The sequence below is a fragment of the Micromonospora sp. WMMB235 genome (assembly GCF_001855515.1).
Taxonomy (GTDB): domain Bacteria; phylum Actinomycetota; class Actinomycetes; order Mycobacteriales; family Micromonosporaceae; genus Micromonospora; species Micromonospora aurantiaca.
The window spans coordinates 5,480,628-5,507,387 of sequence record NZ_MDRX01000001.1 but is presented as its reverse complement, the minus strand read 5'-3'; the positions used below and the strand labels follow the sequence as shown (position 1 = coordinate 5,507,387).

At 72.8% G+C, this 26,760-nt stretch carries 25 protein-coding genes and 1 pseudogene; 14 read left to right on the top strand and 12 right to left on the bottom strand.

Going from position 1 to position 26,760, the window contains the following annotated elements; genetic code table 11:
• Positions 1-40: 40 nt before the first annotated feature.
• A complete protein-coding gene (locus BFV98_RS24490) occupies positions 41-2,050 on the top strand; it encodes a helix-turn-helix transcriptional regulator (RefSeq protein WP_071097909.1) in 2,010 nt (669 codons plus the stop codon).
• Between the two features lie 61 nt (positions 2,051-2,111).
• On the opposite strand, the gene BFV98_RS24485 is transcribed toward BFV98_RS24490, so the two are convergent.
• Positions 2,112-3,212, bottom strand: coding sequence for a cupin domain-containing protein (locus BFV98_RS24485; RefSeq protein ID WP_013288290.1), 1,101 nt, complete (start codon positions 3,210-3,212; stop codon positions 2,112-2,114).
• Positions 3,213-3,249: 37 nt separating this feature from the next.
• Positions 3,250-3,690, bottom strand: coding sequence for a hypothetical protein (locus BFV98_RS32790; protein WP_255368221.1), 441 nt, complete (start codon positions 3,688-3,690; stop codon positions 3,250-3,252).
• On the opposite strand from BFV98_RS32790, the gene BFV98_RS24475 reads away from it, so the two are divergent.
• Entirely contained in the window at positions 3,683-4,414 is a 732-nt protein-coding gene (locus tag BFV98_RS24475; RefSeq protein ID WP_047892023.1) for a DUF1275 family protein, read from the top strand. The two genes, BFV98_RS32790 and BFV98_RS24475, sit on opposite strands and share 8 nt — an antisense overlap.
• 12 nt (positions 4,415-4,426) lie before the next feature.
• Here the strand turns inward: BFV98_RS24475 and ligD are convergent, their stop codons facing one another.
• A complete protein-coding gene (gene ligD, locus BFV98_RS24470; protein WP_030271808.1) occupies positions 4,427-5,386 on the bottom strand; it encodes a non-homologous end-joining DNA ligase in 960 nt (319 codons plus the stop codon).
• Positions 5,387-5,476: 90 nt separating this feature from the next.
• Between ligD and BFV98_RS24465 the strand changes: the two genes are divergently transcribed.
• The 3 genes from BFV98_RS24465 (at position 5,477) to BFV98_RS24455 (ending at position 8,723) form a co-directional block, all read left to right on the top strand.
• Positions 5,477-5,878, top strand: coding sequence for a helix-turn-helix domain-containing protein (locus BFV98_RS24465; RefSeq protein ID WP_071097907.1), 402 nt, complete (start codon positions 5,477-5,479; stop codon positions 5,876-5,878).
• A 91-nt stretch (positions 5,879-5,969) separates the two neighbouring features.
• A complete protein-coding gene (locus BFV98_RS24460; RefSeq protein WP_013288294.1) occupies positions 5,970-6,515 on the top strand; it encodes a TetR/AcrR family transcriptional regulator in 546 nt (181 codons plus the stop codon).
• A 27-nt stretch (positions 6,516-6,542) separates the two neighbouring features.
• Complete coding sequence (locus BFV98_RS24455) at positions 6,543-8,723, top strand: MMPL family transporter (protein WP_013475319.1); 2,181 nt, start codon at positions 6,543-6,545, stop codon at positions 8,721-8,723.
• Positions 8,724-8,758: 35 nt separating this feature from the next.
• Here the strand turns inward: BFV98_RS24455 and BFV98_RS24450 are convergent, their stop codons facing one another.
• Complete coding sequence (locus BFV98_RS24450) at positions 8,759-10,015, bottom strand: erythromycin esterase family protein (RefSeq protein WP_047892020.1); 1,257 nt, start codon at positions 10,013-10,015, stop codon at positions 8,759-8,761.
• A gap of 125 nt (positions 10,016-10,140) precedes the next feature.
• On the opposite strand from BFV98_RS24450, the gene BFV98_RS24445 reads away from it, so the two are divergent.
• Complete coding sequence (locus BFV98_RS24445; RefSeq protein WP_013288297.1) at positions 10,141-10,338, top strand: DUF2795 domain-containing protein; 198 nt, start codon at positions 10,141-10,143, stop codon at positions 10,336-10,338.
• Positions 10,339-10,398: 60 nt separating this feature from the next.
• On the opposite strand, the gene BFV98_RS24440 is transcribed toward BFV98_RS24445, so the two are convergent.
• Positions 10,399-11,295 carry a Gfo/Idh/MocA family protein gene (locus BFV98_RS24440; protein ID WP_013288298.1) on the bottom strand — a complete coding sequence of 299 codons (897 nt, stop codon included), beginning with the start codon at positions 11,293-11,295 and terminating at the stop codon, positions 10,399-10,401.
• A 131-nt stretch (positions 11,296-11,426) separates the two neighbouring features.
• Between BFV98_RS24440 and BFV98_RS24435 the strand changes: the two genes are divergently transcribed.
• Positions 11,427-11,843, top strand: coding sequence for a hypothetical protein (locus BFV98_RS24435; protein WP_013288299.1), 417 nt, complete (start codon positions 11,427-11,429; stop codon positions 11,841-11,843).
• A pseudogene (locus BFV98_RS24430) lies at positions 11,836-12,311 on the top strand (hypothetical protein). Before BFV98_RS24435 ends, BFV98_RS24430 begins: the two are co-directional and overlap by 8 nt.
• On the opposite strand, the gene fabG reads toward BFV98_RS24430, so the two are convergent.
• Positions 12,284-13,042 (bottom strand): 3-oxoacyl-ACP reductase FabG, encoded by a 759-nt coding sequence (gene fabG / locus BFV98_RS24425; RefSeq protein WP_013288301.1) that lies wholly within the window; start codon positions 13,040-13,042, stop codon positions 12,284-12,286. The pseudogene BFV98_RS24430 and the gene fabG overlap by 28 nt on opposite strands.
• Positions 13,043-13,103: 61 nt before the next feature.
• Complete coding sequence (locus BFV98_RS24420) at positions 13,104-14,756, bottom strand: alpha-amylase family protein (protein WP_071097905.1); 1,653 nt, start codon at positions 14,754-14,756, stop codon at positions 13,104-13,106.
• Positions 14,757-14,809: 53 nt separating this feature from the next.
• Here BFV98_RS24420 and BFV98_RS24415 point away from each other — a divergent pair, with 53 nt between their 5' ends.
• The gene (locus tag BFV98_RS24415; protein ID WP_071097903.1) at positions 14,810-15,403 is read left to right on the top strand and encodes a DUF1349 domain-containing protein; all 594 of its coding nucleotides are present in this window, start codon (positions 14,810-14,812) and stop codon (positions 15,401-15,403) included.
• Between the two features lie 70 nt (positions 15,404-15,473).
• Positions 15,474-16,136 (top strand): DedA family protein, encoded by a 663-nt coding sequence (locus tag BFV98_RS24410; protein ID WP_013288304.1) that lies wholly within the window; start codon positions 15,474-15,476, stop codon positions 16,134-16,136.
• A 12-nt stretch (positions 16,137-16,148) separates the two neighbouring features.
• Here the strand turns inward: BFV98_RS24410 and BFV98_RS24405 are convergent, their stop codons facing one another.
• The 4 genes from BFV98_RS24405 to BFV98_RS24390 all read right to left on the bottom strand — a co-directional run bounded on the left by BFV98_RS24405 (position 16,149) and on the right by BFV98_RS24390 (position 20,517).
• Entirely contained in the window at positions 16,149-17,711 is a 1,563-nt protein-coding gene (locus tag BFV98_RS24405) for a cellulose binding domain-containing protein (RefSeq protein ID WP_071097901.1), read from the bottom strand.
• A 142-nt stretch (positions 17,712-17,853) separates the two neighbouring features.
• Entirely contained in the window at positions 17,854-19,278 is a 1,425-nt protein-coding gene (locus tag BFV98_RS24400; RefSeq protein WP_071097899.1) for a carbohydrate-binding protein, read from the bottom strand.
• A 78-nt stretch (positions 19,279-19,356) separates the two neighbouring features.
• Positions 19,357-20,103 (bottom strand): membrane protein insertase YidC, encoded by a 747-nt coding sequence (locus BFV98_RS24395; protein ID WP_071097898.1) that lies wholly within the window; start codon positions 20,101-20,103, stop codon positions 19,357-19,359.
• A gap of 138 nt (positions 20,104-20,241) precedes the next feature.
• A complete protein-coding gene (locus BFV98_RS24390; protein WP_013288308.1) occupies positions 20,242-20,517 on the bottom strand; it encodes a DUF6412 domain-containing protein in 276 nt (91 codons plus the stop codon).
• A gap of 186 nt (positions 20,518-20,703) precedes the next feature.
• Between BFV98_RS24390 and BFV98_RS24385 the strand changes: the two genes are divergently transcribed.
• The 4 genes from BFV98_RS24385 to BFV98_RS24370 all read left to right on the top strand — a co-directional run bounded on the left by BFV98_RS24385 (position 20,704) and on the right by BFV98_RS24370 (position 25,756).
• Positions 20,704-21,852, top strand: coding sequence for a glutamate--cysteine ligase (locus BFV98_RS24385; RefSeq protein ID WP_013475308.1), 1,149 nt, complete (start codon positions 20,704-20,706; stop codon positions 21,850-21,852).
• A gap of 41 nt (positions 21,853-21,893) precedes the next feature.
• Positions 21,894-23,267 (top strand): FAD-dependent oxidoreductase, encoded by a 1,374-nt coding sequence (locus BFV98_RS24380; RefSeq protein ID WP_013288310.1) that lies wholly within the window; start codon positions 21,894-21,896, stop codon positions 23,265-23,267.
• 131 nt (positions 23,268-23,398) lie between these two features.
• Positions 23,399-24,820, top strand: a complete 1,422-nt coding sequence (locus BFV98_RS24375) for a WGR domain-containing protein (protein ID WP_071097896.1) — start codon at positions 23,399-23,401, stop codon at positions 24,818-24,820.
• Between the two features lie 63 nt (positions 24,821-24,883).
• Positions 24,884-25,756, top strand: coding sequence for an aminoglycoside phosphotransferase family protein (locus tag BFV98_RS24370; RefSeq protein WP_071097894.1), 873 nt, complete (start codon positions 24,884-24,886; stop codon positions 25,754-25,756).
• Between the two features lies 1 nt (position 25,757).
• Here the strand turns inward: BFV98_RS24370 and BFV98_RS24365 are convergent, their stop codons facing one another.
• On the bottom strand, positions 25,758-26,567 hold the full coding sequence (locus tag BFV98_RS24365) for an Fpg/Nei family DNA glycosylase (protein ID WP_030271826.1): 810 nt from the start codon (positions 26,565-26,567) through the stop codon (positions 25,758-25,760).
• Positions 26,568-26,760 lie beyond the last annotated feature (193 nt).

Sequence of the window (26,760 nt, the reverse complement as noted above, 5' to 3'; positions counted from 1 at the left end):
AACCTCGCGGTGAACGGGTCGAAACCCAGCACCTGCGAAGGTGAGCCAGTTGCCCGAGACGCCGTTGACCAACCGTCCCAAGATGCACACCGGCGTACCCTCGTCGCTCACCACCGCGCAGCGGTGGGTCCTGCGCGGTGTCGCCGTCGCGGACGCGCCCTGCGGCCTGTGGTTCCTCGAAGCGGTGGCCGTTCGCACCGGCACCACGCCGGACGAGCCGGTCGACGCGACGGTGGAGGAGCTGATCGCGCGCGGGTTCCTCGTCGACACCGCGGCCGGGCTGCGACTGGCCTCGATCGCGCTGCGCGACGACGTCCTGCGGGACACGCCGGCCTCGGTGCGCCAGGCGCTGCGCGAGGCGGCCGCCGAGGTGCTCGCCGACGCCGGACGCCCGGCCCAGGCCGCCCGGCAGCTCCTGCGGGTCCTGCCGGCGGTGAGCCGGTCCGCCCGGGCGCTCGCCACGCGGCTGGCGGCCGACCCGGCGGTCGGACCCAGCCTCGCCGCGGACCTGCTGCTGGCCGCCCCGGCACCGGGCCCGGCCGACGAGCGCCTGGCCTGGCTGGTCGACGTCGCCGACAACCTCTACCTGGCCGGCCGGGTGGACGAGACGCTGCGCATGCTGCACCGGGAGGTCGCCGCCGACAGGTACGGGCCACGGCAGCGGGCGATGCTGCTCGGGCGGCTCGGGGCCTACTACGCGACACAGCGCCCCTCGCTGTCCCTGACGTACCTCGGGCGGGCGCTGAACCAGGAGCTGGACGCCGCCGGGCGGAGCTGGACGCTCACCATGCTGGCGTCGCTGGCGGCCCGGTTCGGGCATCCCGACGCCGCCGAGCTGGTGGCGGCGGCGGAGCGGGCGCACGAGCGCAGCCCCTCCCCCGGCGGCGGCATCCGGCTGGCCCTGGCGAACGCGTCCCGGGCCACCGCCACCGGCGACCTGCCCCGCGCCGCGCGGATCCTGCGGGAGGTGGACGCGGGCGAGCCGGCTGCCCGTACCCAGGCGATCTTCCTGCGCGTCGACCGGGTGGCAAACCAGATCGCGCTCGGCCGGTACGTCGACGCGGCGACCGCGCTGGACGGCGTCGCCGGGGAGATCGACACGCTGGGCGCGGTGGCGCAGCCGCTGGTGACCGCGCTGGACTGCGTCCTGCGGCTGAGCACCGGCGAGCTGGCCGAGGCCGAGGCGCGGGCCCGCCTCGCGTTGGCCGAACGCGGTGTCGCCCTGCCGGCGCAGGCCCGGGTGGACCTGCTCGCCACGGTCGTGGAGGTGCTGCTGCGCCGGGGTGAGGTGGCCGCGGCCCGGAAGCTGCTGGCGGACGAACGCCCCACGGTGGGCTGGCCCGACGACATGCAGTGGTTCCGTCTGGGCTGCGCCGCCGCGGGCGACCCGGAACCGGGCCGGCACGCCGCGCTCCTGGGGGCCGCGTTGGCCATGCCGGACCGCTCGATGGCTCCCCTGCTGCTGGTGCCGCACCACGGCCCGCGGCTGGTCCGCGCGGCACTGGCGCTGGGTGACCGGCAGCGGGCCGAGATCCTCGCCGACCACCTGAAGCGGGCCGCCGGGATGGCGAACAACGCGCTCTGGCGCGGGGTGGCGCACCAGGTCGACGGGCTGCTGACCGATGATCCGGCGGCGCTGCACGCGGCGGTACGGCTGCTCCGCACCACCTCCGCCCGGCCGGCCCTGGCCGACGCGCTGCACGACCTGGCGCGGTCGCCCGGGCTGCCGCCGGCGGAGGCGCCCGGCCTGCTCGCCGAGTGCGCCGCGATGTACACCCGGATGGGTGCCGGCGTCGCCGGGGACGGGACGCCGGAGCCCGACGGCACGACGGGAGACGACGCCCGCCGCCCGGCCGTGGCCGCGCTGACCCCCGCCGAGGTACGGGTGGCCGAACTGCTCGCGGTCGGCATGACGAAGCAGGAGGCGGCCCGGGACCTGTTCGTCTCGTTCCACACCGTCGACACCCACCTGCGGTCGATCTACGCGAAGCTCGGCGTCCACAACCGGGTGGAGCTGGCGCTGGTCTGGGAGTCGCGGGACGAAGGTTGAGGAACGCGGCGCGGAGCGCGGACACCACAGGGTCGCGGCGTCCGCGCTCGGCATCGCGTTCTCAGTGCCGTTGCAGCGGGCTCTTCGTCTTCGGAAGGGCCTCGATCAGCTCGCGTGGCACGTTGATCGTGTCCGCGACCACCTCCGGCGGGACGTTGGCCAGCCACTGGGCGAGCGACACGTCCTCGAACTTCGCGGTCCGGAACAGCTCCAGGTAGACGAAGGGCTTGTCACCGATGTTCTCGATGTAGTGGCCCATCGAGATCGGCACGTAGCCGACGTCGCCGGTCTCCATGTTGAAGGTGCGCGCGGTGCCGTGGTTGGCGAAGACGCCCATGCGTCCCTTGCCCGAGATCACGTACTGCATCTCCGCGCCGTTCGGGTGCCAGTGCAGTTCCCGCATCGCGCCGGGTTCGATCTCCACCATGGCGACCGTGGTGGTGATCGCCGCGGCGAAGTTGCTCGAGTCGGCGATGCGTACGCTGCCGCCCTCGAACTTCTCCGGCGTCTGGGCGAGCAGGCTGTGCTTGAACGTCCGGGGCACGTCGCCGGTAGGGCTGAAGACCCGGTCCTCGGCCAGCGGCGGCGGGCTCTGCCCCGGGAAGATGTACCGCTCGGACTCCGGCGGGAAGTTGGCCATCTGCTGCATCGTCCAGCCGAAGTTCTTGGCGATGACCTCCTTCGGCACGTGCGAGAAGAAGTCCGTGAGCTGGAACGTGGCGTCCTCGGAGTAGCAGCCGTCGTCGAAGACGAGCAGGAACTCCACGCCCTCGTCGTGCGCCTGGATGTGGTGCGGGATGCCGGCCGGGAAGTACCAGAGGTCGCCGGCCTTGACGTCCTCCAGGAAGTTGCGGCCCTCCTGGTCCACGGCGGCGATCCGGCAGCTGCCGGTGAGGACGAAGGCCCACTCGGACTGGATGTGCCAGTGCAGTTCCCGGTACGCCCCGGGGTTGAGCTTCATGTTCACGATCGCCAGGTCGTGGGCGATCGGCAGGAGTCGGTTGGTGACCTCCCGGGTCCAGCCGCCGCTCTCCTGCCGGGTGTGCGCCAGCGAGAACGGGAACACCAGGTTCGGCATGAGCCCGTTGTCTGTCGACGGCGGATGCACCAGGTCGGGGTGTGACTGGTCGATCGCCGGATTCCGCGGGACCGTGCCGACCATCTGGTGGTCCTTGGGCGATGATCCCATTCCGGCACGGTCATTGGATCGGGGCATGACGGATTTCCTTCCGGGTGTGGACCGCCGATTCGGCGGCCCGGGACGGGACGAACAACGCCCGCAGGTGTTCCGGGCTCTGAAAGGCCACCGCGAGCGGAATCGCGACACAGAGGAACAGCGACGCCGCGATGCTCCAGACCGGAGCATCCGTGGCGACTCCGGCGACGGCCAGCGCCGCGATCGAATAGAACGTGACGCGGATTCTGGCGACGGGGAGCACGAACATGCGCTCGGCCTCCTTCGGCTTCGAGTCTCGCCGTCGAGACGCAATTGCGATGCTGCCGAACCGGATGCCATTGGTGAATAACGCGATCGCGCCATTCACCGGAAACGACAGGAAACACTTTTCCCGGCACTTCTGCGCATCGCGAACCGCAGCGGTTTCACGGGCGGAACGAGGGGTAGGGAGGGCGATGTCCAACAACGCGGAGGATCGCTGGCGGGTGGGGGAATACGACTTCCACATACCGTTTCTGGCACTTGCGCTCTCCACCGGCCTCGCCGGTGTGGTAGACGCCTTCTCGTTCCTCAAGTACAAGGTGTTCGTGGGTATTCAGACCGGCAACGTGGCGTTCGTCGGAATGGGTGCCGCCGATCACCTGCCGGCGTGGCCGTCCGCGCTGGCGTCACTTGTCGCGTTCGGCCTGGGCGGCCTGCTCGGCGCCGGGATCCGCCGCGTGCGCCCGGCCGGACCGCTCACCCCGCCGGGCATGGAACTGCTCGCCATGCTGGCGCTGCTCGTGCTCTGGGGGCTGGTGGACCGGTCCCTCGACTCGGGGCGCGACTCGCTGACCGAGCGCACGCTCCTGACCGCGCTGCTGGCGTTCCCGGTCGGCATCCTCGGCGGGCTCGTCGTCCGCACGTTCGGCGTGCAGACCGCCACGTCGTACCAGACCGGCACAGTGCTGCGCACCACGAAGGGCATCGCCGACTGGGTGTTCGAGCCGGAGGGCCGCAGCGCGGCCGGGCGGCTCGCCGCGACCGGCCTGCTCTGCCTGGTCAGCTACGCGATCGGCGGGTTCGTCGGCGCGGCCACCGAGACCCGCCCGATCTGGACGATGATCGTCACCTGGGTGCTGGCAGTGGTGCTCATCGCGTTCACCTGGGGCAAGCGGCCACCGGCGACGGCGACCCGGCGCCGCTGACGCGGACCGGCGTCACCCGGCCTCGCGGCGGGCCTTGGCGCGGCGCTTGCCCTCGTGCATCGCCTGCACCCGGGCCACCGGGATGGTCCGCCCCTGCTCGACCAGGTCCGCCGGCAGGCGCTGCGGCGCGGGCAGCGCCTCCGCCCAGGGATCCCGGTCCCCCAGCAGGCCCGGCACGGTCCGCACGGTGAAGTCGGCCGGGGTCGCGCTCTCCAGGTCGGTCCAGCCCACCGGGTACGACACCGGGGCGCCGGGCCGGATCCGGGGGCTGTAGGCGGCCACCACAGTCGCGCCGTACGCCCGGGTGGAGTCGACGAAGACGCGGCCGCCGCGGTCGGCGACGATGAACGCGGTGGTCGCGGCCGCCGGGTCGAGCCGTTCGGTACGGACGGCGAGAGCGCGGGTCGCGGCGGCGGCCTCCTCCGCCGTGGTGGCCGGGTCCACCGGCACGACCACGTGCAGCCCCTTGGCGCCGCTCGTCTTCACCGCGCCGGCGAGCCCGGCGTCGGCGAGCGCCTGCCGCACCAGCAGAGCGACCCGCACCACGGCGCCGAACGCGTCCCCCTCCGGCGGGTCCAGGTCGAGCACCAGGTGGGACGGGTGCTCGGGCGCACCGGCGCGGGCCAGCGTCGGGTGGTACTCCACCGCCCGCTGGTTGGCGAACCAGAGCAGCGTCCGCCGGTCGTCGCAGAGCGCGTACGAGATCCGCCGGTGCGACGCCTCCGCCCACACCTCGGTGCGGCGCACCCAGCCGGGCGTGTACTTCGGCAGGTTCTTCTGCATGAACGGCTCCTGGCCGGGCCGCACCCGCAGCACCGACAGCGGCCGGTCCCGCAGTTCCGGCAGGATCCGGTCGGCCATCGCGTCGAGGTAGTCGACCAGGTCGCGTTTGGTCGCCCCGGCGCCGTCGAACAGCGGCTGGTCGAGGTTGGTCAGCGACACTCCGGCCCGGGTCTCGTCGGCGGCACCCATCGGACCACCATCCCGGGCCGGGCCCGGCTCGGCAACCCCGACACGGTGCCCGGCGCGCCGCACCGGCCGGCACCTGCGACGATCGGGGGCGTGGGTGAGGCGGAGTCGGAGCGGTGCGGACCGGACGCGGCGGAGCAGGCGAGCGCCTGCACCGTGCGGGAGGCGCTGGACCGGGTCGGCGGCAAGTGGGCCATCGGCATCCTGATCGCCGCCTCGGCCGGCCCGGTCCGCTTCACCGAGCTGGAGCGCCGGGTGGAGGGGATCAGCCGCCGGATGCTCACGCTGACGCTGCGCAATCTGGAGCGGGACGGGCTGCTTCACCGGCACGTGCATCCCACGGTGCCGCCGAAGGTGGAGTACACCGCCACACCGATGGCCCGGGAACTGTACGAGTCGCTGGTGGCGCTGACGAGCTGGGCGGAGCGGCACCGGGAGGCGATCAGCGCGGCCCGGGCCGAGTACGACCGCACACACGGCCGCCCACCGGCCTGACCTGCGAAAACGGGTCGTTGTGGCGAACGCCACGCGCGCGATCTGACCGATCGGTCAGCACCTGACCGATCGGTCAGGCATGCTGGAGGACATGGCGCGACCCACCACCGCCACCCACGACGAGCTGCTGGCCGCGGCCGCTCGCCGGTTCGCCGTCACCGGGTACAAGGGCACCTCGCTGCAAGACATCGCCCGCGATGTCGGCTGCTCCAAGGCGACTGTGCTCTACCACTTCGCCAGCAAGGACGCCCTGCTCTGCGAGCTGATGGCGCCGGCCATCACGATGCTGGAGGAGCTGGACGTCCGCATCGCCGCGCACACCGGCGCCGAGGCCCAACGCGTCGCCGCGGACGGCTTCGTCGACCTGGCGGTCCGCTTCCGCCGGGAGATCGCGCTGCTCCGGGGCGAGTTCCCCGACCTGCTCCAGCAGCCCGCGTTCGCCCACATCCAGCAGATCTCCGAACAACTCATCGCCGCCTTCTCCGGCTTCTCCGACCGTCCGGAGGCACGCGTCGCGGCGCTCGTCGTGCTCGCCGGCATCGCCGAGACCTGCGGCGAGTTCCTGGACATCCCCGACGACCAGCTGCGACCCGCGCTGCTCGCCGTGGCGTACCGCGCGCTCGAAGTCACCACCTGATCCGAACCCCGAGGACAAGGAAGGTCCATGGCGACCCTGCTGTACCGGCTCGGCCGGGCATCCCTGCGCCGGCGGCGACTCGTCGCCGTCGTCTGGCTCGTCGTACTCGTCGGACTCGGCCTGGCCGCGGCCACGCTGAGGGGCCCGACGGCGAGCAACTTCACCATGCCGGGCACCGAGTCGCAGAAGGCGATCGACCTGCTCGCCGACCGCTTCCCGGCGGCCAGCGGCGCCACCGGCACGATCGCGATCAAGGCGCCGCAGGACGGCGCGCTGACCTCACCCGCCGGACAGGCGGTGGTCAAGCAGGTCACGCAGGAGGCGGCCACGCTCCCGGGCGTGGTCGGCGCGGTCGACCCGTACCAGGCGCAGGCGCTCACCCCGGACGGCCGGTACGCGCTGATCCAGGTGCAGTTCGCCGGCGGCGCGGACGAGGTGACCGACGAGCAGCGCGACGCGTACGAGAAGGTCGGCGCGCAGGCCGAGGCGCAGGGCTGGCAGATCGCCCCCGGCGGCGAGGTGCTCAACGGTGAGCCGGAGGTCGGCTCGACCGAGGCGATCGGCGTGCTGGTCGCGGCGATCGTTCTGGTGATCACGTTCGGCTCGCTCGTGGCGGCCGGGATGACCATGTTGAACGCGCTCATCGGCGTCGGCGTCGGCATGGCCGGTCTGTTCGCGCTCAGCGGCGCGGTCGAGCTGACCAGCACCGCGCCGATCCTGGCGCTGATGCTCGGCCTCGCGGTCGGCATCGACTACTCGCTGTTCATCACCTCCCGGCACCGGCAGAACCTGCTCGACGGGCTCTCCCCGGAGGAGGCGGTCGGCCGTGCGGTCGGCACCGCCGGCTCGGCTGTGGTCTTCGCCGGCGCGACGGTCGTGGTGGCGCTCGCCGGTCTGGCCGTGGTGGGCATCCCGTTCCTCACCGTGATGGGCCTGGCCGCCGCCGGCACCGTCACAGTGGCCGTGCTGGTGGCGATCACGCTGGCTCCGGCGCTGCTCGGCTTCGCCGGACACAAGGTGCTGCCGCGCAAGCTGCGTGACCGCAAGGCGGTCGAGGACCCGACCACCGGCTCGGAGGACCGCTCCGGCTTCGGCTTCCGCTGGGCGCGGTGGGTGACCAGACTGCGCATCCCGGTGATCCTGGTCGGACTGCTCGGCCTCGGCCTGCTCGCGATCCCGGCCCAGGACATGCGCCTGGCGCTGCCGGACGCCTCCGCCGCCGCCGAGGGCACCCCGGCCCGGGTCAGCAGCGATCTGATCCGCGAGGGCTTCGGCCCCGGCTTCACCGGCCGGCTCGCGGTCGTGGTGACCGCCGACTCGCCGCAGGCCACCCAGGCCGCCATCCCGCAGGTGACCGCGCTGGTCCAGAAGACCGACGGGGTGCTGGCCGTGGCCCCGCCGCAGGTCGACCCGTCGGGGCGTACCGCGCTGATCGGGGTGATCCCGAAGACCGGGCCGACCGAGGAGGCCACCGAGACGGTGGTGCACGACATCCGCAAGCAGGTGTCGGGCATCCAGAACGCCGACGTGCTGCTCACCGGCGTCACCGCTGTCGGCATCGACGTGTCGGAGAAGCTCTCCGACGCGCTGCCGGTCTACCTGCTGCTGGTGGTGGGCCTGTCGATCCTGCTGCTGATGCTGGTGTTCCGGTCGATCCTGGTGCCGGTCAAGGCGGCGCTGGGCTTCCTGCTCACCGTGGCGGCCACGTTCGGCATCACCGTGGCGGTGTTCCAGCAGGGCCACCTGGCCGACCTGGTCGGCCTGGACACCCCGGCCCCGCTGGTCAGCTTCCTGCCGATCCTGCTCATCGGCATCCTGTTCGGCCTGGCCATGGACTACGAGGTCTTCCTGGTCTCCCGGATGCGCGAGGACTTCGTGCACGGCGACACCGCCCAGCAGGCCACCATCAACGGCATGGGGCACGGCGCCCGGGTGGTCACCGCCGCCGCGCTCATCATGATCTCGGTGTTCGGCGGCTTCGTCTTCCTGGAGGACCCGATCATCAAGTCGATGGGCTTCGCGCTCGCGATCGGTGTCGCCATCGACGCGTTCGTGGTCCGGATGACGATCGTGCCGGCGGTGATGTCGCTGCTGAACAACGCCGCATGGTGGCTGCCGCGCTGGCTGAACAAGATCCTGCCCAACGTGGACGTCGAGGGTGAGGGCCTGCGCGCCCACCTCGCCGAGAAGCAGCACGCGAACGTGTGATCCGCACGGGTGGGGCCCTCGCGGGGCCCCACCCGTCACACACCCGCCGGATACGTCTCCATCTCACCGGGCGTGACGCACGTCGGCAGCGGGTGCAGCGCTGTGGCCTCGTCGCACCAGATGAACGCGTCGTAGCGTTCACCGAGCCGGGTCGGCACGTAGTTGCCCCAGGACTCGAAGCTCGGGTCGTACACCACCCCGATGGCCCGGTGGTCCGCCTCGCCGGTCACCCATTCCGGCTGGCCGTCGCCGCCGAAGACCAGCACCGCCCGGTCCGGCATCAGCTCGTGCAGCCGATGCTCCACCGAGCCCTCCCGCGCCGGTGGGACCACCATCGTCTCGGCCGGTGAGCCCCAGCGCGGCGCGGCCACCACGCTGCCGCGCCAGCTGCCGAAGCCGATCAGCGCCACCGCGTCCCGGCCGTGCCGTTCCCGGCCGAGCTGCCCGATGTTGACCATGCCGTCCGCCGCCATGTCGGTGGCCCGGGCATCGCCGACGTGCGTGTTGTGCGCCCACACGATGCCCCGCGAGCCCGGCCCGTACCGGTCGAGCAGCCGGTCGAGCGTGTCGGCCATGTGGACGTCGCGGACGTTCCACGACTCGGGGCCGCCGCCGACCATGGCCCGGTAGTACCGCTCCGCGCCGGCCACCACCTCCGCGTTCTGCCAGGCCGAGAAGCGGTCCGGGCCGTCCGTGGCGGCCTGTTCCCGGGTACGCGCCAACAGCCGGACCACCTCCTCCTCGCACCGGGCGGAGACGAACCGGCTGGCCATCCCGTACTCCTCGGCCCGTTTGCCGTACGGCTCGAAGCAGCGGTACGCCTCCTGGGCCGCCTCCAGCGAGGCCGGATCCTCCTCACCGAGGTAGTCGAAGATGGCCTGCATCGACTCCCAGAGGGAATACACGTCCAGCCCGTGGAAGCCGGCCCGCTCCCCCTCGGGGCGTTCCAGGTTCCACGCCCGCAGCCAGCGGCAGAAGCGGGCCACCTCGGCGTTCGCCCACATCCAGGTGGGCCAGCGTTCGAACCGTTCCAGCGCGGCGAGCGGATCGGCCGGCCCGTCCGGCGCGCCCACCACCGACCGGTGCACCCGGTCGCAGTCCGGCCAGTCCCCCTCCACCGCCACGAAGTCGAACCCCTGTTCGGCGATGAGCCGCCGGGTCAACTGCTCCCGCAGCCGGTAGTAGTCGTAGCTGCCGTGCGTCGCCTCGCCGATCATCACCACCCGGGCGTCCCGCACGCGGTCCAGCAAGGGGTCGAAGTCGCTCGGCGCGCCGAGCCGCTGTACCAGCATGTCAGCGGCTACCCGGGGCCCGCCGGGACAAACCGCCGCCGCTGGGTCCGGCGGCGGGCGTACGGCGGACCCGGGCCGTACCCGCCGGCGGGCATGGTGCCGGGCTCAGTGGGTAGCCGGGCGGCATGACCGTCACCGGTGCGCAGTTGCGGGAGTTCCTGGCCGGGCTCGACTACCCGGTCTCGCGGGAGGACCTGGTCCGCTGGGGCCAGGAGAACGGCGCCGACACCGAGGCGCTGCAGGCGCTGCGGTCCCTGCCGGCCGAGGAGTTCCACACCCCCACCGAGCTGGGCGAGGCGCTGGTCACGCTGGCCGACGCCTGACCGGTGGGGTGTTAAGCGGGGGCCCCTCCTCTACCGGAGGCGTTAAGAAGGGGCCCTTCCTTACATCTCGACGGTGCGGCCCTGGGCGCGGGCGGTCTGCGCGGCGTCCAGCACCGCCACCACCTCGCGGCCGAACCGCACGTCGCAGCGGTGGTCGCGGGTGCCGGCGTCGACCTCCTCCAGCAGCTGGTCGAGCGCGGCGCCGAACGCCTGGAGCGCGCTGCCGTCGCCGGGCGGGACGGTCTCGGTGCCGTTCTCGCCGAAGAAGACGAAGTCCCGGGTGACCGCCTCGGACGGCGCGTCCAGGGTGAGCGAGAGCGAACTGGTCGCGCCGCCGTCGTGGGTGAGCAGCAGGTGCACCAGGCCGCTCGGGCCGTCCATCGCGGCGACCCGGGTGACCCGGCCGAGCACCGGCAGGATCAGCGACAACGCGTGCGGGCCGATGTCCCAGAGCGCGCCGCGCTCCCGCCGCCAGGTCGAGTCGCCGTACGGGTTCCCGGGCTGGAAGATCGACGCGAACATGGTGGCGCGGGCGTGCTGCCAGCCGCCGGCCGCCGCGGTCGAGGCGAGGAAACCGGTGACGTTCGGGTGGAAGCGCTGGGTGAAGAAGACCACCGAGGCCACCCCGGACGCCTGCGCCGCGTCGACCACCCGGTCGGCGTCGGCGAGGTCGAGCGCCAGCGGCTTGTCCAGCAGCAGGTGCCGCCCGGCGGTGGCCGCCCGCACGGCGATGTCGGCCTGCACGTCCGGCGGGAGCGCCACGGCGACCGCGTCGCAGGCGTCGATGAGCGCGTCGACGTCGGTGAAGGCCGGTACGCCGTGCCGGGTGGCCAGTTCCTCCGCCTTCGCCGGGTTGCGCCCCCAGACGCCGGCGAGCCGTGCCCGCGGGTGCGCCTCGATGGCCGCGGCGTGCGTCTCCGCCGCCCAGTAACCCGTGCCGAACAACCCGAACCGCACCCCGGCCCCCTGCCGTCGACGTCCGCCACCGGCGTACGCCGGGACCGTGATCCACGCTAGTCCCCCGGCCCGTCCGGCGCGCCCCGACCCGGCGGGCGAGCCGCTACTACACCGGTTAGTAGGCTGTGCCGGTGAACGACACCGTGTCGACGACCAGCGCGGCGGCCGCCTCCGCCTCCCCGGTGGACGGGCCGCTCGCCACGGTCGCGATCGTGATCTCGCTGGCGCTCGCCGTCTGGGCCCTGGTGGCGGCGGTACGCCACCGGCCGCCGGACCGGATCCAGTTCGTCGGCCTGGCCGTGCTGGAGGTGGCGCTGCTCGCGCTCACCGTGACGGCAATCGTCGCGCTCGGCGGCGGGGAGCGGCCGGGTGAGCCGGGCGCGTTCTTCGGCTACCTGGCGACGCTCGTCTGCCTGCCGCCGCTGGCCTGGGTGCTGGCCCGGATGGAGCCGACCCGCTGGGGCTCGGGCATCGTCTGCGCGATCTGCCTGGTCACGCCCGTGGTGGCGGTACGGCTCCAGCAGACCTGGGAGGTCCTCGGTGGCTGACACCACGACCGCGCACGAGCAGCGCGCCACCAACCGCGGCCCGGGACGGCTGCTGATCGCCGTCTACATCGTCTTCGCCATCGCCGCGACCTCGCGGGCCGGCTTGCAGATCGCCACGAAGTTCGACGAGGCGCCGGTGGCGTACCTGCTCTCCGCGCTCGCCGCGCTGATCTACATCGTGGCGGCGGTCGGGCTGGCCCGCGCCGGGCACACCGGCCGCCGGGTCGCGCTCGCCTGCTGCACAGTCGAACTGGTCGGGGTGCTCGGCGTGGGCGTGCTGAGCATCGCCGACAAGGAGCTGTTCCCGGACGAGACGGTGTGGTCCGACTTCGGCAGCGGCTACGGCTACGTGCCGCTGGTGCTGCCGGTGCTCGGCCTGTTCTGGCTCTGGCGCACCCGGCGCGACCCCGCCTGAGCGGGCCCGCGCCGGGTGGGGCCGGTCAGTCCTTCGGGCCGCCGGCGACGTAGATGACCTGGCCGGAGACGAAGGACGCGCCCTCGCTGGCCAGGAACGAGATGGTGTGCGCGACGTCCTCCGGACGGCCGGGACGGCGTACCGGGATCTCGGCGGCGGCGTGCTTCTGGAGATCGTCGAAGTCGACCTTCATCCGCGCCGCGGTCGCCGCGGTCATGTCGGTGACGATGAAGCCCGGCGCGACCGCGTTGACGGTCACCCCGAACGGGCCCAGCTCGATCGCCAGCGTCTTGGTGAAGCCTTGGAGGCCGGCCTTGGCGGCCGAGTAGTTGGCCTGGCCCCGGTTGCCGAGCGCGGAGGTGCTGGACAGGTTGACGATCCGGCCCCACTTCGCCTCGACCATGTGCTTCTGCGCGGCCTGGCTGAACAGGAACGCCCCGCGCAGGTGCACGCCCATGACCGTGTCCCAGTCGCCCTCGGTCATCTTGAACAGCAGGTTGTCGCGCAGCACACCGGCGTTGTTGACGAGCACTGTCGGCGCGCCCAGTTCGGCGGCGATCCGTTCCACGGCGGCCTCGACCTGGGCCCGGTCGGACACGTCGGCGCCGACGCCGAGAGCCCGGCCGCCGGCCGAGCCGATGGCGTCCACCGTCTCCTTGGTGGCGGACTCGTCGATGTCGACCACGGCGACGGCCATGCCGTCGGCCGCCAGCCGGCGGGCGGTCGCCGCCCCGATGCCGCGCGCGGCTCCGGTGACGATGGCGACGCGGGGCTCCTCCGACATGCTTACCTCCCGGTAACTTGTGGCTCGATCGAAGGAGCTTAACCCGCCGGTACGCCGCCCCCTACCGCTCGTGGCCCCGGCAGAGCCGGATCCACCGGTAGCCGTACCCGCCGAGCTTGAGCCGGTCGAGCTTGCCCACGTCCTCGTAGTTGCGGTCGCTGAGCACGTCGATCGGCAGATCCGCCTCCGGCGCCAGCGTGCTCAGGTCGACCTCGACGTCTTCGGTGCCGAGGTTGTGCAGGAAGACCATGGTCCCGGTACGACCGTCGGCGCGGTGCGCGAGCACGCCCGGCGGCATCGGCACGTCGATGTGGGTGGTGCTGCCCGAGCCGGTCTCCGGCGCCTCGCGCAGCGTCCGGATCATCCGCTCGAACCAGCCGAGCAGCGACCGCGGATCCTTGCGCTGGGCGGTGACGTTGACCTTCTGGTAGCCGTACTCACCCTTGTCGATCACCGGGCGGACCAGCTTCTCCGGCTCGGCGGCGGAGAAGCCGGCGTTGTCCGCGTACGACCACTGCATCGGGGTACGGATCGCGTCGCGCCCGTCCAGCGACAGGTTCTCCCCCATGCCGATCTCCTCGCCGTAGCGCAGCACCGGCGTGCCGCGCAGCGAGAACTGGAGCGAGTACGCCAGCTCCATGTGCCGGCGGTCGTTGCCGAGCATGGGCGCGAGACGACGGCGGATGCCCCGGCCGTAGAGCTGCATGTTCTCGTCCGGCCCGAACTTCGCCAGCACGTCGTTGCGCTGGTCGGCGGTGAGCCGGGACAGGTCGATCTCGTCGTGGTTGCGCAGGAACGTCGCCCACTGGCCGCCGGTGGGCAGCTTCGGGGTGTCGCGCAACGCCTCGATGATCACCTCCGGGTCCTCCCGGGCCAGGGCGAGCATCAGCCGGCCGTTGAGCATGAAGTCGAAGAGCATGTGGATCCGGTTGCCCGAGCCGCTGCCGTCGCCGAAGTAGACGGGCAGCTCGTCCGGCTCGACGTTCGCCTCGGCCAGCAGGACCGCGTCGCCGCGCCGCCACTGCACGTGCTGGCGCAGGTCGGTGAGGAAGTCGAAGTCCTTCGGCGAGTTCGGGTTGCCCGGCTCGGTGCGCTCGATGATGAACGGCACCGCGTCCATACGGAAGCCGGAGACGCCGAGTTGGAGCCAGAACGAGGTGATCTTCTTGATCTCCGCGCGGACCTTCGGGTTCTCGATGTTCAGGTCCGGCTGGAACTTGTAGAAGCGGTGGTAGTACCACGCCTTGGCGGTCCGGTCGTAGGTCCACGTCTCGTGCTGCTCGCCGGGGAAGACCATGCCCTGGTGGCGGTCGTCCGGCTCGTGGTCGGCCCAGACGTACCAGTCCCGGTACGGCGAGTCGGGCGAGGACCGGGCGGACTGGAACCACGGGTGCTGGTCCGAGGTGTGGTTGACCACCAGGTCGATGATCACCCGGATGCCCCTGTTGCTCGCCTGGTGCAGCAGTTCGGCGAAGTCGCCGAGCGTGCCCAGGCGCGGGTCGACGTTGTAGAAGTCGGTGGCGTCGTACCCGTCGTCCTCGTTCGGCGAGGGGTGGATCGGGTTCAGCCACAGGCAGGTCACGCCGAGCCGGGCCAGGTAGTCCAGCCGGCCGATCAGCCCCTGGAAGTCACCCACCCCGTCGCCGTCGGAGTCCGCGTACGTGTCGACGTCGAGGCAGTAGACGACCGCCTCCTGATACCACCTGTCACCCATGCGAGGACTACTTCTCCGAACGCGCGCGGCGGCAAACCCGGTACGGTGCTCCGATGAGCGAGGAGGCGTACGACTGGTCCGCCGGCACCTGGCTGAACCCGCCGGAGCGGGCCGAGCCGGTCGACGGCGGCCTGCTGGTCGAGCCGCACGGCGGCAGCGACTTCTGGCGGCGCACCAGCTACGGCTTCGTGCACGACGACGGCTCGGCACTGCTCGCGCCGTTCCCGGCGGGCAGCGCCGTGGAGGTGTCGTTCGTCCTCGACTACTCGGCCCGGTTCGACCAGGCCGGCGTGCTGGTCCGGGTGGACGAGCGGCGGTGGACCAAGGCCGGGGTCGAGGTGAGCGACGGTTCGCCGCAGGTGGGCGCCGTGGTCACCGACGAGTTCTCCGACTGGTCGGTGGCGCCGGTGCCGCAGTGGTCGGGCCGGGAGGTGACGGTCCGGGTGAGCCGGGCCGGCGACGCGCTCACCGTGCGGGCCCGGTGCGAGGACGAGCCGTGGCGGCTGGTCCGCGTCGCCCCGCTCGATCCGGCGGCGCAGGCGTCGGCCGGACCGTACTGCTGCTCGCCCAGCCGGGGCGGCCTGCTGGTCCGCTTCACCGGCTGGCGGCGGGGTCCGGCGGACGCCGCGCTGCACCCGGAGGGCTGAGTCACAGGTGTGACAGCCGCCGGTCCGGGTAACACCTTCGGATCTCCGGCTCTCGCGTGGAAGGACCCCCATGGCCCTGGCCCAGGACGTCGACCCGAACCAGTTCACCGGGCTGACCGGCTGGGTGGCGAGCGTGATCGACTCGCTCGGCGCGGTCGGCGTGGCACTGCTGGTGGCGCTGGAGAGCATCATCCCGCCGATCCCGAGCGAGATCGTGCTGGCGATGGCCGGTTACCTGTCCGCCGAGGGCCGGTTCAACGTGGTGTTCATCGTGGTCGCCGCGACGGTCGGCTCGCTGCTCGGCGCGCTGGTGCTCTACTGGCTCGGCGCGGCGCTCGGCGAGGAGCGGCTCAAGCGCTGGCTGGACCACATCCCGCTGGTCGACCTGCAGGATCTGGAGAAGGCCGACCGCTGGTTCGAGCGGCACGGCCGGTGGGCGGTGCTGATCGGCCGGGTGGTGCCGGTGGTCCGCAGCCTGGTCTCCATCCCGGCCGGCGCGAACCGGATGCCGCTCGGTGAGTTCATCCTGCTCACCACGCTCGGCAGCGGGGTGTGGAACGCCCTGATCGTCGGCGCCGGGTTCACCCTGGGCTCGCGGTGGGAGGACGTCGACAAGTACAGCCAGTGGTTCAACTACGCGATCTTCGCCGTCTTCGGTTTCATGATCGTGAGCTGGGCGGTGAAGAAGGTGCGCCGGCGGCGCGCCCGGCAGTCGGTGACCACCGGGCGCTGACCGCCGCGCGGGTCAGAAGCCCGCGGTGATGCCGGTGAACTCCCAGGTGTTCTGCGCGATGCCGGAGCAGTTGGCGACCACGCCGCCGCCGGGGCAGGGCCGGTCCCGGTTGACCGACCAGAACGTGAACCGGGCCAGGCCGCGCGCCTTCGCCCAGTCGCGGATCTGCGTCCAGGTGGCCGGCGAGGTCAGCTCCTGCTGGTCGGAAAGGCCGTTCATGCCGGACAGGCCCATGTGCGCGTACGCGGTGGCGTCCGACCAGCCGAACGCGTTGCGCAGCGCGGTCTTCAGGCCCTCGGCCGCGTTCACGGTGTTCTGGTACATGTTCGCGCCGCCGCCGAAGTCGAACGGCATGATGGTGAACACGTCGATCCCGGCGCCCTTGGCCGCCGCCTGGTTGATCAGCCGGGTGCCGTAGTACGACGGCCCGGTGGTCGAGGTGCCGAACGTGATGATCGTCTTGATCCCCGGGTTGTTCTGCTTGACGATCTTCAGGGCGTCCAGGATGCGGTCCTGCACCACCTCGTTCTCGAACTCGTCGCTGTTCTCGATGTCGATGTCGATCGCCTTCAGCCCGTACGCGTTGATGACCTGCTGGTACGCGCCGGCCAGGGCAGCGGCGGACGAGCAGTTCGGGCCGAGCTTGTTGCCGCTCCAGCCGCCGAAGGACGGGATGACGTCGCCGCCGGCCGCCTTGATCGCGGCAATGGTGGCGGCATGCGTGCCGCCGGTCAGCGGGCCGCTGCCGTCCCAGGCCGGGGTGCAGCCGCCGCCGGAGAGCACGAACGCGATGGTGAACCACTTGACGCCGGTCGCGCCCATCACGGTGGCGGGCGCGGGCGGATCGCCCCAGCCCGGGTAGAGGTACGGCGCGGCGGCCATCGCGCCACCGCCGCCGGTGCAGCCGCTGGTGGTGGCCGCGACCGCCGCCGACTTCGCCGACTCGCCGGTGCCGTTGTACGCGGCCACGGTGTAGCTGTGCCCGCTGCACGCGGCCAGCCCGGAGACGGTGGCCGAGGTGCCGGTGACTGTGGCCTTGACCGTGCCGCCCTCGTACACCCGGTAGCCGGTGACGGTGCCGGAGACCGCGTTCCAGGCGAGCGAGACGGCGGACGCGGTGGTGCCGGTGACCCGCAGCCCGCCCGGCGTGGCCGGTGCGCCCGGGTTGCCGGGGTTGCCGCCGCCGGTGCAGGAGGCGCCGTTGACTGTGCAGTTCACCGGGTCGCCGGTGCCGCTGACGACGAAGCCGAAGCTGGTGCTGGCGCCCGGGGCGAGCGCGCCGTTCCAGGACTGGTTGACGGCTGTGACGTGCTGGCCGGAGGTGGTCAGCCGGGCGTCCCAGAACGAGCCGAGCGTGCTGCCGGACGGCAGGTCGAACTGGACGTTCCACGAGGAGATCGCGGCGGAGCTGTCGTTGGTGACTGTGAACCGGGCCTCGTACCCGCTGCTCCAGCTGGAGGTGCGAACGAACGCGGCGGTGGCGGCGGAGGCGGGTGGCGCGGCGAGCAGGGCACCGGCGACCACGGCGGTGGTCAGCGCGGCGGCGAGCGTCGCCAGGCGGGGGCGGAGTCTCACGGCGTCCTCCAGGGGACGGGCGGGGGTGGAGAGGGATTCACAACCGTCGACGTGCGCCTATTATTAAGAGTGTTAACTGTTTCTGTCCAGCACCGGTGCGGCCCGAACCCCGGAGGGGGTCCGGGCCGCGTCCCGGCCGCACTCAGCGGCGGAAGGTGAACCAGTTGACGTTGACGAAGTCGGACGGCTGGCCGCTGCTGAACGTCAGGTAGACCGTGTGCCGCCCGGTCACCGCGCCGACGTTGCCGGGCACCGAGCGCCAGGTCTGCCAGCCGCCGGTGTTGCCGACCGCGAAACTGCCGATCGGCGGCGCGGTCGGGCTGTCCACCCGGACCTCCACCAGCCCGCTCACGCCGGACGCCGCGCCGGAGGCGACCCGGGCCACGAAGTCGCGCGGCGGCGTCGAGCCGAAGTCGACGTTGTCGTAGCGGGCCCAGTCGCCGTTGGCGAGCCAGCCGATGTCCTGGCCGCCCTCGGCGCACGTCTCCACCTGCACGCCGTTCTGCGCGTTGAACGACTCGGCCTGGATCGTCGCGTACGCGTCGCGCACCCCGCCCGGCGGCGGCGTGGTCGGCGTCGGCGACGGGTTGCTCCCGCCGCCGCGGGTGTAGACGGCCACGTAGTCGACGAGCATCGACCGGCCGGGCACGGTCGACGCAGTGGGCGTCGCGGAGCCGGCCACGCCGTCCGGGAAGCCGCCGCCCATCGCCACGTTGAGCAGCAGGAAGTAGCCGGCGTGGTTGGTCATCTGACTCCAGTACGGCTCACCGATCTGGTTCTGCCCGACGGTGTGGAAGAGCTGGCCGTCGACGTACCAGCGCAGTTGCTGCGGGCTGGTCGAGGCGTCCCACTCGAACCGGTAGGTGTGGAACGCCGACTGGCAGGTGCTGCCCGGGCAGGCCCGGGAGGCGCCGATGCCGTTGAACTCCCCGCACGGGCCGCCCGGCGCGACGCCGCAGTGCAGCACGCCCCAGACCGAGTTGATCCCGTTGACGTTCTCCATCACGTCGAACTCACCGATGCCCGGCCAGTTCTGGTAGTTGCCCCGGTACGGCGAGCCGAGCGCCCAGAACGCCGGCCAGTACCCGGACGCCGCCGCGCCCGTCACGTTCGGCATCTGGATCCGGCCCTCCAGGGCCAGCACACCACCCGACGGCGGCTTGAAGTTCGCCCGTACCGTCTCGATCCGGGCCGAGGTCCAGCGGCCGGCCGAGTCCCGCAACGGCGTGATGCGCAGGTTGCCCGAGCCGTCGTGGGCCAGGTTCGCGGTGCTGGACGTGTAGGTCTGGATCTCGCCGGTGCCCCAGTTGGCCGGGCCGCCCGGGTAGCCGGTGCCGGTGTCGATGATCCAGTTGGCGGACGAGGGCAGCGTGCCGGCGGAGCCGGTGAAGTCGTCGCTCCACACCAGGCTCCACCCGGACGGTGTCGGGGGCACCGCGGCCTGGGCGGTCATCGAGACGCCCGCGAGCGCTGTGGTGAGCGCGAGGACACCGGCGGCCAGGGCGAGCCGGCGGCGTGTTCGGGGCACGGTGGCGGAGGCGGCCGGGGCCGCCGGGATCGGATTCATTCGGGGTGCCTCTCTGCGGGGACGGGTCCGGGAGAGCGCTCTCTGAGAGCGATTTCTACGCGCCCGCCCCCGCACTTGTCAACGCTTGTCGATGGCCGCCGCCGGCTGCGGCCGGCGCAGCACCACCTGCTCCAGCGCCGTCCACGCCGTGGTGGTGACCAGATAGAGCACCGCCGCCAGCGGCACCACGAGCGCCACCAGCACCGTGCCGTACGGCAGCAGCGGCAGCACCCGCCCGAGCACCGCCGCGCCCGGACCCTCGGCCAGCGTCCCGGCCACCGTGCCGGTGGCGGCCGCCGCCCGGCGCATCCGCCGCGACGACCACCAGGCCAGCGCCAGCAGCGCGGCCAGCAGCACGCCGAACACCAGCGGCACCGGGCCGGCCAGGCCGTCGCCGAGATGCCACCCCAGCGGTACGCCGGCGAGCCGCTCCCCCAGCAGCTCCGGCGCGCCGTCACCGGTGGCGAACAGGCGGTACATGACCAGGAAGAACGGCGCCTGCAACAGAGCCGGCAGACAGCCCGCCACCGGGCTGGCACCGGCGTTGCGGTAGAGCGCGAACATCTCGCTCTGGAGGCGGGCCGGATCGTCGGCGTACCGGCGCTGGAGTTCCCGTACCTCGGGGGCGAGCGCGGTGCGACGCCGCTCCCCGCGGACCTGGGCCACTGTCAGCGGGGAGATCAGCAGCCGGACGGCGACTGTGAACAGGACGATGGCGGCCGCAGTCGCGGCGCCGCCGGTGAGCGGGGCGAGCACGTCGGCGAGCCAGGTGACGACTGTGGCCGCGGCCGAGGCCGCGGAGTGCAACGGTGCGAAGGCGAGCATGGGTGGACCCCTCGATGGCGATTCCGGGTGTCCCGGGCGGCGACGTGCCGCACGGCGGGACGGATGACGACGGAATCGGCCGCGGAAGCCGGGATGGAGGGATCTACCGGCCCGCCGGCGCGGGCCGGAAGAAGGTGGCTACGCGGCCGAGGGGTGCAGGCCGGGAGCGCGGGGGCGCGGACGCCCCGGTGCGTCCGGGTCGACCTGCCGGGGCACCCCGCGACGGCGGGCGCGGGCACGCAGCGCGGCGGCGAACCGGGTGCCGGGCGGCGTGGGCAGCGCGCGGACCCGCAGCGCGAGCAGGGTGGCGAGCAGCAGCGCGGCGACGACCGCCGCACCGGCGATCAGCCCGGCCGGCCGGTCGGCGAACAGGGCGAGGGCGTACGCCCACGCTCCCGTCAGCACCGCCAGCATCCCCGTCACACGGCCACCCTAGCCCGCCGTGTCACGCCCCGCGGGCCCGTGCACGCCCACCGGCGGCACGACCCGTTCGGGCGAACCGGCGCCGACACACCCAGCGGCACGTTTCCCCAAACGGACACGGTGGGTAACAGGTCCTCGACCACGCGGCACGGTGCCGCGAGCGGTCCGGAGGAGACGGTGGTGACGATGAGTGGCTCAGTGGCGGAGCGGGAGCGGAGCGCCGCATCGGGCGGAACCGACCTGCTGACAGTCGGCGTCGAGGAGGAGTTCCTGCTCGCCGACCCGCACACCGGGACCGCCGTACCCGCCGTCGACCTGGTCATGGAGCAGGTGCCGGCCGAGCTGCGCGGTCAGGTGGAACGCGAGTTCCAGACCAGCCAGATCGAGATCGGCAGCCCGCCCGGGCTGGACCTGTCCTCGATCCGGCACTCGCTGTCGATGCTGCGCGCCGAACTGGCCGACGCGGCCGAGCGGGCCGGCGTACGGCTGCTCGCGATCGGCACCGGGCCGGTCGACGGGCCGGTGCCGCCGGTGGTGGACAAGCCGCGCTTCGACCGGATGATCGAGCGGTTCCGGCTGCTGGTGCCCGGTCCCGGCAACAACGGCATGCACATCCACGTCGGCATCCCCGATCCGGACACCGGTGTGCAGGTGCTCAACCACGTCCGGCCCTGGCTGCCGATCCTGCACGCGGTCACCGCCAACTCCCCGTTCTCCCGGGGCGAGGACACCGGGTACGCGAGCTGGCGCTCGGTGGAGTGGGAACGCTGGCCGTCGGTCGCGCCCACCCCGTACCTGGAGTCGCACGAGCACTACGAGCGGCTGATCCGGCAGCTCATCGCCAGCGGCGTGATGCTGGACGAGGGGATGCTCTACTGGTACGCCCGGCTGTCCGCGAAGTACCCCACGGTGGAGATCCGCATCGGCGACGTCTGCCCGTCGGTGGACGACGCGGTGCTGGTGGCGGCGCTGGTCCGCGCGCTCGTCGCCACCGCGCTCACCGACATCGCCGCCGGCCGCCCGGCCGTCAACACCGACCACCACCTGCTGGTGGCGGCGCACTGGCGGGCCGCCCACGACGGGCTGGAGGGCGAGGGCGTCGACCTCACCGACGGTGAGCTGCGCCCGGCCTGGGAGCTGCTGGACCGGCTCGTCGACCGGCTGCGCCCGGAACTGGAACGGCACGGCGACCTGGACCGGGTGACCGACCTGCTGGGCGGGCTGCGCCGGCACGGCAGCGGCGCGGCACGACAGCGGGCGGTGTTCGCGCGTACCGGCAGCCTCGTCGACGTGGTCGCGGACGTGGCGCGGCAGACCCGTGGCTGAGCGGCCACGCGGCCGTGGCCCGGCGTGACAGGATGGGCGACGTGGCCGAGCGCATGATCGTCATCGGCGGCGACGCCGCCGGGATGTCGGCGGCGTCGCAGGCGCGTCGCCGCCGCGACCGGTCCGAGCTGGAGATCGTCGCGTTCGAACGCGGGCACTTCACCTCCTACTCGGCCTGCGGCATCCCCTACTGGGTCAGCGGCCTGGTCGAGGAGCGGGACGAGTTGATCGCCCGCGACCCGAAGACCTTCCGCGACGACTTCGGCATCGAGGTCCGTACCCGGCACGAGGTCACCGCCATCGACCTGGACCGCCGCGAGATCCTCGCGCGTGACCTGGACGGCGGCGGCGAGGTCCGCGCCGGTTTCGACACCCTGGTGTACGCCACCGGCGCGTCCCCGGTGCAGCCGGACTGGGCACGCGACGACGTGTCAGGGGTGTTCGGCGTGCAGACGCTCGACGACGGCGCGGCGCTGATCGGCTGGCTCGAACGCGAGCCCCGGCCCCGGCGCGCGGTGGTCGTCGGCGGCGGCTACGTCGGCGTCGAGATGGCCGAGGCGCTCGTGCAGCGCGGGCTCTCCGTCCAGCTCGTGGAGCAGGCCGACCAACCGATGTCGACAGTCGACCCGGACATGGGCGAGCTGGTGGCCGACGCGATGCGCGCGACCGGCATCGGCGTCCGCACCGGCCTCCAGGTCACCGGTCTCCAGGAGCGGGACGGCCGGATCTCCGCGGTGGTCACGAACGAGGGGCCGATCCCGGCCGACGTCGTGGTGCTGGGTCTCGGCGTACGCCCCAACACCGCGCTCGCCGAGGCCGCCGGCCTGCCGATCGGCCCCTCCGGGGCGGTCCGCACCGACCGCCGGATGCGGGTGCCGGGCGTACCCGGCGTGTGGGCGGCGGGCGACTGCGTCGAGTCGCTGCACCGGGTCAGCGGCATGCCGGTGCACATTCCGCTCGGCACGCACGCCAACAAGCAGGGCCGGATCGCGGGCATCAACATCGGCGGCGGGTACGCCACCTTCCCCGGCGTCATCGGCACCGCCGTCACCAAGGTCTGCGAGCTGGAGGTGGGCCGCACCGGGCTGCGCGAGCGGGACGCGCGGGAGGCCGGCTTCGAGTTCGTCACAGTGCTGGCCCAGTCGACGAACCGGGCCGGCTACTACCCGGGCTCGCGGCCGATGACGGTCAAGCTGATCGCCGAGCGGCCCAGCGGGCGGTTGCTCGGGGCCCAGATCGTCGGCTGGTCCGAGGCGGCCAAACGGATCGACGCGCTCGCGGTGGCACTGTGGAACGGCATGACAGTGGACGAGATGACGGCGCTCGACCTGGGGTACGCGCCGCCGTACGCCCCGGTGTGGGATCCGGTGCTGATCGCCGCCCGCAAGGCCGTCGACGCCCTCGCCGCCGTGTAAGGAAGGGCCCCCTATTAACGCCTCCGGTAGAGGAAGGGCCCCTTCTTAACACCGACACCCGGGTTTGTCGGTGCCCGGCGTTAGCGTGTGCGCGTTGCCGGTTCGGCACTTCCCCTCGGAGGTATACCCCCATGTCCCAGGAGACGACCTACCTCGAACTGTCCGAAGTGGATGGTGGAGCGCACAAGTTCTACGAGGTGGTGGTCGACGACACCGCGATGACAGTGCGCTACGGGCGGATCGGCGACCAGGGCCAGGTGAAGACGAGCACATACCCGGACAACACCCGCGCCCGCGCCGCCGCCGCGAAGAAGATCGGCGAGAAGGTCCGCAAGGGGTACGCCCCGGCGGTGCCCGGCGTACGCCAGAAGCGCACGGTGTCACGCCGGCAGATCGTCAGCACCCGCTCGACCGCCCGCACCGCCCCGGTCCTCTGGCGGTACGCCTCGGGCGCGCCCGCCTTCGGCATCTTCGTCGACGACCGGCACTGCATGGTCGGCAACGAGCACGGCGTGATCACCACGCTCGACCACGACGCCCGGCTGGTCAACCAGGTCCGGCTGCCCGACGGGGTGAAGTGCATCGTCGCCGACGACGCCTGGGTCTACGCCGGCTGCGACGACGGCAACGTCTACGACCTGTCCGGCAAGGTGCCGCGCGCGGCGTACGCGATCGCGCCCGAGATCGACATCTACTGGCTCGACATCCACGACGGCGTGCTGGGCGTGTCCGACCGCGACGGCGGCATCTCCGCGATCGACCACGAGGACGAGTTCCTCTGGCGCCGGCCGGGGCGGGGCCGGTCGGCGTGGATGGTGCGCTGCGACGCCGACGCGCTCTACCACGGCCACTCGCAGGGGGTCACCGGTTACGACTGGCGCACCGGGCGCGAGCTGTGGCACACCGGCACCGGGGCCGTCCTGTTCGGCTGGCAGGAGCGGGACGCCGTCTTCGCCGGCACCGGCACCCGCGAGGTGGTGCGCCTGCGCAAGGACGGCCGGGCCGAGCAGGTCTACCGCTGCGACGCCGCGGTCTTCTCCTGCGCCACCGCCGAGGGCGGCCGGTACGTGTTCGCCGGTGACAGCGCCTCCTCGATCTACTGCTTCGACCAGGCCGGCAACCGGCTGTGGAAGCTCGGCACCGGCTGCGGCTCGGCGTACTCGATGCAGTACCACGACAACCGGCTCTACGTGGTCACCACGAGCGGCTACCTGGCCTGCATCGACGCGAGCGAGGCGGCGATCCGGGCGGCCGAGGCGGGCAGCGTCCCCGACGTGGTCGACGTCAAGGCGCCGGCCCGGATGCCCGAGATGGCCGCCTGGACGTCGGTCGAGGTGACCACCGACGACCGCGACGGCGTGCTGGTGCAGTGCGTCGAGCAGGGCGGCCGGTTGCGCGTCCACGTCCTCGCCGACGGCTACCGGCGGGACTGGTCGGTGCAGTTCCCCAAGGGCATCCGCGAGCCGGGCGCGCGTTACCTGGTCACCGAGGTCCGCGAGTCCGGCCGGGGCGGCTTCTACCGGGCGTACGGGGACATCCGCCGGCTGCGCTGACCGCAGACCGGCGAGCCCCGGCCCGGGACAGCGGATCGTCGCCGCACCGGTCAGGATGTGCCGATGCGGTGCGACATTCCTGACGGGCTGCGCTGGGTCGAGCAGACCAAGGCCGGCCGGGCGTGGCTCGCGGAGCTGCCCGGCCGGCTGGCCCACTGCGTCGCGCGGTGGGAGCTGACGGTCGGCCCGCCGTTCGCGTACGCGTTCGCCTCGCTGGCGCTGCCCGCGACACTCCCCGACGGCACCCGGGCGGTGCTGAAGCTCCAGTACCCGGACGACGACAGCGTCCACGAGGCAACGGCGCTGGCGCACTGGGACGGGCGCGGCGCGATCCGGCTGCTCGGGCACGACGCCGATCGGCGCGCGCTGCTGGTCGAGCGGTGCGACCCCGGCACGCCGCTGCACTCGCTGGCCGCCGACGCGGCGCTCGACGTCGCGGTCGGCCTGCTACCAGGGCTCGCGGTGCCGGCCGGTGAACCGTTCACGCCGCTGGCCGAGGAGGCGGCCGGCTGGGCGGAGCGGATGCCTGGTAACTGGCGACGGGCCGGCCGCCCGTACGAGCGGCGCCTGCTCGACACCGCGCTCGGGCTGCTCGCCGAGCTGGCGCCGAGCCAGGGTGAGCAGGTGCTCGTCAACCAGGACCTGCACGCCGGCAACATCCTGGCCGCCGGGCGCGAACCGTGGCTGGTGATCGACCCGAAGCCGCTGGTCGGCGAGCGGGAGTTCACGGTGGTGCCACTCGTGCGCGGCGCCGAGCTGGGTCACTCCCCGGCGGCGGTGCGGCACCGGCTCGACCGGCTCAGCGCCGAGCTGGGCCTCGACCGGGAGCGGGTACGCGGCTGGGCGATCGGCCAGACGGTGGCCTGGAGCATCGGCGGCGACCAGGTCTTCCCCGGCAACGTCGAGGCGGCCCGCTGGCTGCTCGACGAGATGTGACTCAGCCCGCCTGGCAGGTGGGGCACCAGTAGAGGTTGCGCCCGGCAAGCGCGCCCCGGCTGACCGGGGTGCCGCAGACGTGGCAGGGCGCGCCGGGGCGGCGGTAGACGTACACCTCGCCGCCGTGCCTGTCGACGCGCGGCGCACGGCCGGTCACCTCCGGCAGGTCGGCGTCGCGCACCGTGTCGATGCGGCCCCGCTCGACCGCGCGGGTCATCAGCGTCACCAGGTCCGCCCAGAGTTCGGCCCAGCCGGCCGGCGTCAGCTCCCGGCCGGGCAGCAGCGGCGGCAGGCCGGCCCGGAACAGCGCCTCGGTCACGAAGATCAGGCCGGTGCCGGCCACCACCGACTGGTCGAGCAGCAGCGCGGCCAGCGGGGTGGGGCTGCGGCGGATCCGGGCGTACGCCCGGTCCGGGTCGGCGTCGGCGCGCAGCGGGTCCGGCCCGAGCCGGTCGCGCAGCGCCGCCACCTCGGGCGGGGTCAGCAGCTCGCAGGCGGTCGGGCCGCGCAGCTCCAGCCAGTGCCGATCGCTGTGCAGGCGCAGCCGCAGCTGCCCGACCGGGGCCGGCGGCTCCCCCGGCCCGTCGGCGAACTTGCCGTACAGACCAAGGTGTACGTGCAGCGTCAACTCGCCCGCGTAGTGGTGCAGCAGGTGCTTGCCGTACGCCTCGGTGCCGTCCAGGACGGTGCCGCTCAGGCGGGCCGCGCCCTCGGCGAAGCGCCCCTGCGGGCTGTCGGCGTGCACCTTGTCGCCCGCGAACAGCTCGGCGTGCCGGGCGGCGAGGCGGTGGATGGTGTGTCCCTCTGGCACAACGACCAAGCGTAGCCAGCGGATCGGACCGCCGGCGACGTCGGGTCCTGGGACGACATTGAATCGATGTTCGTCGACTGAAAGACTGGCGGCGGTAGCGCTCGGGAGCCAGTGCGAGCCGCTCGATCCCACCGGAGGGACAAGCGCGGGGTGATGCGCCACCCCGGTGCCGGGCAGTCGTCTCCGGCGCTCC